A 2,519-nucleotide genomic window follows, 5' to 3' on the forward strand; every position below is an offset into this window, starting at 1 on the left:
GGCAATGGACAGAAGTGGAAATCCCCGACGAGGAAATCGAACTGGAAACCGCCATTCAACGCATCAACAACCATGTAATCGAGAGAGTCGGGGACTTTAGCACCTCCGTCGTCGGTGACTCTCCTATTCCTCCCCAAACTCCACCAGAGACAGCGCCGGGCAATAAAACTTCATTTACCGAAAACCTAGCCAATGGGATAAGACTAGAGATGGTAAGCTTACCAGCAGGTCAATTTACCATGGGTTCTTCTGATAGTGATCGTGAAAAGCCTCCACACCAAGTTAAAGTAAACAGTTTTGCCATTGGCAAATATCCCATTACTCAGGCACAATATGAAGCGGTGATGGGAAACAATCCCTCTCGTTTTCAAAATAATCCCCAAAATCCAGTAGAAAAGGTTAGTTGGAACGATGCTCAAGCTTTTTGTCAGAAATTGAGTCAAATCACAGGGAAAACCTATCGCCTACCCACAGAAGCGGAATGGGAATATGCTTGTCGTGCGGGGACAACCACTCGCTATTATTTTGGTGATGATGCTAATCAGTTAGGAGATTACGCTTGGGGTAGAGAAAATTCTAATAGCACAACTCATCCCGTAGGACAGAAAAAGCCCAATGGTTGGGGACTGTATGACATGAGTGGCAATGTTTGGGAGTGGTGCGAAGACAATTGGCATGATAGCTATGCTGGAGCGCCGGATGATGGCACGGCGTGGATTGATAATGATAATCGTTCTCAGTCTCCAAAATGTCTGCGCGGCGGTTCTTGGAACGATCTCCCTATTAACCGTCGTTCTGCCATCCGCCGCTGGCTCAACCCCGACTTCCACGTCAGCTACTTCGGTTTTCGGGTTGCGTGTGTCTCCCCAGGACTTTAACCCTTTGCTCTTTTGCCTTTTTGCCCTTTGTCTCCCGCCGCTAGGCGGATAGTTTTGCGATAGACTAGGATTTTGCGGTGGATTGCGCCGCGCTAATTTTTATCAATCTCGCTCGTCCCAGTTCATTCTCTAAGACTTTCTGATATAGTTCACTTATTATTTTCGTTATGCAGGTCATATTTACTATATATGACTGATATTTTTTGGGAGTCTGTGTCTGTATTCGATGGTACATAAGCTTTTCAGCTTGCTTGTCCCCCTGTCAGGAAAATCCCCCTTTTCCTCCACAAATAATAAGACAGCGATCGCCCTTTTTCATTACAGGTGACAGAAAAGTTAGTGCCTCTCCTCACCAAAAAATGATCGCACTAAGCCTTACCAAAATTCATTAAAAATACTATCAATCGCTTCTTCCAATCCAGGCAAATAATTCTCAATTATAGTCCAAACTACATCAAGATCGACTCGTAGATAATCATGGGCTAAAACATTTCTAAAGTCGCCAATTTTTACCCATTCAATATTCGGCTGTGAAGCCTTCCAGTCCTCTGGTAACTGTTTAATGGATTCTCCCATAACCTCTAAATTTCTAAGGACAGCATCTTGAATCAAGATATTGTTCATAAAATCATTTTGTCCCTGTTGTGTATAATTCTCAATTCGAGTTAAACATTCTCGAATATGAATCAAGTAAATTCTGGCATCTTTCATAACATTATTGCCTCTGCCAAAATACGCTCTTTAATAAACTCGTGTAAAGATTTAGCCGATACAACATCAACTTTTCTATCCAATAAATCTTCTAGATCATGAATTAAACCGACCGGAAACCAAGACGAAATTTTTTCTATATCATAATCAATTAAAAAATCAATATCACTATTTTCTGTTTCTTCACCTCTAGCGACCGAACCAAATAAACGGACATTAAAAGCCCCATGATTCGCCGCAATTTCTAGGATTTTTTCGCGCTTTTCCTGAATTAAATTTTTTAAAGACATTACTCAAACCTCCCACCTCTCCATCTTAAACAATAAAACCGCAATCGCCCTTTTTCATTACAGGTGACAGAAAAGTTAGTGCCTCTCCTCACCAAAAAATGATCGCCCTTGATAATTGAAAGATCCCTGTCGGATTCGCTCCGGCCACAGCTTTCGTCATTAAAGTAAACAAGCGGCCATGGATAATAACTATATGATTGCTGTGCTGAGAGCCTTTTGTCAAGCCTAATTGAGATGCTCTTACCCTCGGAGAAAGATGCTCGCCACGAATAAAGAAAAATGGCATAAAATAGAAAAAACTCACCCTCAGCGACCAAGGCGATGGCAGCAGAAACGGCGAAAATCAAGCTTTATCGGAAAACCTATCAACTTCCCCGACTAAATCGCCCCGATTTATTAATTTTACAGGATCAGATTCAAAAAAGACAGCAACTGATTAAAACCGGAAAACGGGTTCGCCATACATGGCTAGGATTGAGGAAAAAAGAAGAACCCCTCAATTTCGAGGAAACCTTTCAAGAATTGGAAAGATTAGTCGGGGACTATAACCAGTTAATCAGATTTCTCACCGACCATAAAGATGAATACCGGCGGTTTTTCCTGTCACTCACCGAGGAAATCAAAGAGGCAGTGGCGGTTA

General features: G+C 42.1%; 3 protein-coding genes and 1 pseudogene. 2 read left to right on the forward strand and 2 right to left on the reverse strand.

Going from position 1 to position 2,519, the window contains the following annotated elements; all coding sequences use genetic code 11:
* A partial coding sequence (locus IM319_RS16720) for a formylglycine-generating enzyme family protein (protein WP_287736343.1) occupies window positions 1-878 on the forward strand: 878 nt, incomplete at its 5' end.
* Window positions 879-1,253: 375 nt separating this feature from the next.
* Here the strand turns inward: IM319_RS16720 and IM319_RS16725 are convergent.
* The gene (locus tag IM319_RS16725) at window positions 1,254-1,589 is read right to left on the reverse strand and encodes a HepT-like ribonuclease domain-containing protein (RefSeq protein ID WP_287684194.1); all 336 of its coding nucleotides are present in this window, start codon (window positions 1,587-1,589) and stop codon (window positions 1,254-1,256) included.
* On the reverse strand, window positions 1,586-1,879 hold the full coding sequence (locus IM319_RS16730) for a nucleotidyltransferase family protein (protein ID WP_287684192.1): 294 nt from the start codon (window positions 1,877-1,879) through the stop codon (window positions 1,586-1,588). Before IM319_RS16730 ends, IM319_RS16725 begins: the two co-directional genes overlap by 4 nt.
* Before the next feature lie 321 nt (window positions 1,880-2,200).
* Between IM319_RS16730 and IM319_RS16735 the strand changes: the two are divergent.
* Window positions 2,201-2,519, forward strand: a pseudogene (locus IM319_RS16735) (formylglycine-generating enzyme family protein); the annotation flags it as partial.

It is taken from the genome of Microcystis sp. M113S1, from assembly GCF_020246945.1.
Classification (GTDB): Bacteria; Cyanobacteriota; Cyanobacteriia; order Cyanobacteriales; family Microcystaceae; genus Microcystis.